This is a genomic window from Pseudomonas emilianonis (genome assembly GCF_023072625.1).
GTDB classification, from domain to species: Bacteria; Pseudomonadota; Gammaproteobacteria; order Pseudomonadales; family Pseudomonadaceae; genus Aquipseudomonas; species Aquipseudomonas paraveronii.
The window spans coordinates 1-3,702 of the sequence record NZ_JAKNRV010000440.1; the positions used below are offsets into that span (position 1 = coordinate 1).

A 3,702-nucleotide genomic window follows, 5' to 3' on the forward strand; every position below is an offset into this window, starting at 1 on the left:
TGCCCGCCCGTGGCCAGGGTGATCGAGCCCTTCTGGAAATCCACGGTGCCGCCGCTGACGATCTCGATGCGCGACTGGTCAGTGCGGTCGGCCACGGCGCTGAGGTGGTTGAACTGGCCGGTGATCAAGTTGGCAGCTTGGCCGTCGAGCTTGGTCAGGCCGGCGCTCTTCTGGCTGTCGAGGGCGCTGCTGTCGCCAGCATCGAGCAGGATCGCGGTGGTGCTGCCCTCGCCGAGGGTCACGCTGCCGGTGGTGTCAGTGGCCGAATTGAGCAAGTGAACGGTGCCGCGTGTGTCCACCGAAGTGCTGGTCAGGACCACGCCATTTTGCTGGACCTGGTGCCCGGTCAGGGTGATATCACCGGTGGAAGCCATGATCAGGCCGCTGTTGCTGACCTTGCCCGCCGTGGAGCCAGCCTTGAGGCTGGTCGCCACTTCATTGCCACGGGTGGTGGAGCGGTCGTTCCCGGTGGTGCCGACGCCCTTGCGAATGTAGAAACTGTCGCCGGCCGCCAGGGTGGTCTGGCCTTTGGCAGTGATGAGAGTGCCAGCGTTTTCCACTTCACTGCCGAGCAGTAAGGCATAACCGCCCGCATCAGTGGAGGTGGCGGGGTTGTGGGTCTGGATCAACGCGCCGTGCTGCACATCAACCTTGCCGGCCGCGTCGGTGAATGTTGGTTGGGTGCCGTTGGTGTCGACGTAAATACCGCGCTGGGTGAACTGCTCGTCGGTGATGTTCGCTGCGGCGGCCACCAGATTGCGCACGTTAACCTGGCTGGTGCCGCTGAACACAACGCCGTTACGGTTCAGGATCATCACCGTGCCTGCGCCGGTGATCTGGCCCTGAATCTCACTGGGCCGCGCGTTGGGGTCATTGACACGGTTGAGCACCGCCCAGTTCGACTGCTGCTGGAAGTCGACGGTGGTGTTGCGCCCGACGTTGAAGGTCTCCCAATTGAGGATCGCTTTGTCCGCAGTCTGCTCGACGGTCACCGTGGTCTTGCCACCGGACTGGCTTTGGGTCGGGCCCTTGGCGTTGGTCCAGCCCTGGGTCAGGCTGTTGTCGACCTGCAGGCCGCCCTTGCCCAGGCCATCGGGAATCGTCGACACCTGGCCGAACGCCGCCTGGCGCCCTGCCGCTTGCGCCGCCTGCTGGGCCGCAATCGCCGCGACGCTGGTGTTCAAGTTGCTGATCGAACGCGCTAGCTGCTGGTTGACCTGCGCCTGCTGGTTCAGCGTCGGAATCCCCTGCACCTGCCCGGCACTGATCCGCGCCGCCGTCGCTGCCTGGGATGCGCCTTTTTCGGCAAACCAGCCGGAACTGAACGCCGTGGCAGCCTGGGCATTGCCTGCCACCATCAACAGGGCAATGGCCTGGGCCAGTGGCTTGAGGCGCAACACAGCCTGGGCACTCGGGCCTTGGGCATTCAGCTTAAGCGTTGGTTTGCAGCGGACCATCGGGAATTTTCCTTCTTTGTTAACGCCCAGGGGTAAGACAGGCTCACGTATGTGGGTTAGGCGGTTGGCAAGGAGCACGACTGAACTTCTGTCATGCAAAGTTCATATAGGCCTGCTAACCGCAGGCAGAAATGCAAAAAATCAGCAACGGCACGGGCCGTTGCTGATCAGGTATTGCAGGTCGTTGAAGCGAGGGTTACAGCGGACGACCGATGCCGTTGCAGACGTCAGCCTTGCCGATGCTCAGAGTGCTGGTCGCAGTGACGAAGTTATTGGTGATAGCGGTTTTCCAGGTGGTCGGCAGCGGCACAAAGCGGTTGGCCTTGATGGCGTTGTCGTTGCTGTTCAAGGCGCTGGAACCGAAGTGACGGGTGAAGAACGCACGCACTTGCGAGGTTTGGGTCGCGTCGGCGTAGCACTGACTGAAAATCAGGTTGGTGAAGCCCAGGATCGGGTAGCCAGTGGTGGGGTATGGCACAACGGTTGGGTCCGCCGAACCGGCAGGGCCAAACACCGGTACCCAGGCGTTCTGATCGTTGACGTTGGTTGGAACCGGCACCACGGCAATGGCTGCCGAGACGTTATCCGGGGCCGGGGAAACACCGCCAACCTTGGCGACCTTGGTGGCGTCATCCAGACCGGCCAGGGTAGACGCGGCGTAGTCCGGGCTCATGTAGGTGATGCCACCGTCAGTCGCGTTCAGCGCAGTCATTACGCCTTGGCTGCCGGTGGCGGCCACTGCGGTGGATGGAACGCCAGTGCCGTAGCTCGACGAGAACGTCGTGGTCACGGCAAAAGGCAGTGCCTCGGAGCATTTGGCGTTAAGGAAGCGTGTGAAGAGTTCGGTGGTGCCGCTGGACTCGCTGCGGTACACCAAGGTGATGGCGCCAGTGCGGCCGGAACCAGTGACCTGGCTCCAGTCAGTCAGACGGCCCGAGAACACGCCGCACAACTGGTTGACGCTCAGATCAACATTCGCAGTGCCTGCTTTGTTAAAGGGAATGGCGACCGAAGTGGCGACCGATGGCACCTGGATCAGCTTGCCCCAGGTAGGTTGTTTGTTGGTGAGGTAGGTCGACAACTCAGTCGCGCTCAGTTTCGAATCGCTACCGGCCCAATGCACATTCTTGTTGGTAACGCCCGCCACGAACTTGGTGTAGTCGTTGGTCAGGAAGGCTGCCTTGCCGTTGCCGCTGCCCACACCGATGTAAGGGGCGAAACCGGTGGTGAGGACGCCTGTAGTCTGGTACAGCGCTTGTGGCAAAGTGGCGCCGCCGCCGTTGATGTCAGCCATTGCAGCCTGTGCCGAGCACAGTGCAGCGAGGGTCATGGATACCGCGAGAACGTTGCGCTTAAACATGAAGAATCTCCTTTCGTCGTGTTTGTACGTTTGGGTAGATGGCTCTTGCATGACGCCATGGCTCCGGTCCCAAGCCCTGTTCCGGGGGTGGCTGGGGGTGAGGCCATGGCTAGAGAATTTCGCAGCTTCCGATGACAGCAATGGGAAAAAACCTCGGGAGGAAGGGCTTGATTTTTAAAAAGATTCTCGGGTGTTTTGGTCACGGTTTTGAGCGGTTTGGAGGCAGGTGACTGCGCGGTTTCAATGGGGGTTTCGTCAAGGCGGCGTCGGCTGTGGCGAGGGGCTTGGCTGTGACGAAACGATGAACCCGAGGTTGCGGGCTGGCGGTATCGGCCCACCCCGACATCAACTGAACAGATAGGGTCCACTGTGGGAGGGGGCTTGCCCCCGATGAGGGAGTGTCAGCCACAGATGCATAAACTGACCCACCGCAATCGGGGGCAAGCCCCCTCCCACATTTTTGACCGCGTGTAGTCAGGTCACCAGTTGGTTGATCTCGATGATCGGCAACAGCACCGCCATCACGATCACCAGCACCACGGCGCCCATCACCACGATCATCAGCGGCTCCAGCAACGCGGTCATGCCCATGGCGCGGCGTTCGATGTCCCGCGATAGGGTCTGCGCCGCGCGTTCGAGCATCGGCGGCAGTGAGCCGGTTTTTTCGCCGCTGGCGATCAGGTGGATCAGTACCGGCGGGAATACCTTCTCCACCGCCAGCGCCGGAGCGAGGTTGACGCCTTCGCGCACTTTGGCGGTGGCGTCGTTGACGCACTGGCTCAGGCGTTCGTTGGACAAGGTCTGGCGCGCCGCTTCGAGGGCGCGCAACAACGGCACCCCCGCGCCGCCGAGGATCGCCAGGGTCGAGGCAAACCGTGCGGTGTT

General features: G+C 61.9%; 3 protein-coding genes. All 3 read right to left on the reverse strand.

The window, feature by feature from the left end; genetic code table 11:
• Positions 1-1,457: filamentous hemagglutinin N-terminal domain-containing protein (locus L9Z73_RS27050; RefSeq protein ID WP_247407669.1), on the reverse strand; the 1,457-nt coding region annotated here is incomplete at its 3' end.
• Between the two features lie 196 nt (positions 1,458-1,653).
• Entirely contained in the window at positions 1,654-2,817 is a 1,164-nt protein-coding gene (locus L9Z73_RS27055) for a substrate-binding domain-containing protein (protein ID WP_247407671.1), read from the reverse strand.
• A 474-nt stretch (positions 2,818-3,291) separates the two neighbouring features.
• The coding region (locus tag L9Z73_RS27060) for a type II secretion system F family protein (RefSeq protein ID WP_247407673.1) at positions 3,292-3,702 on the reverse strand (411 nt) is incomplete at its 5' end.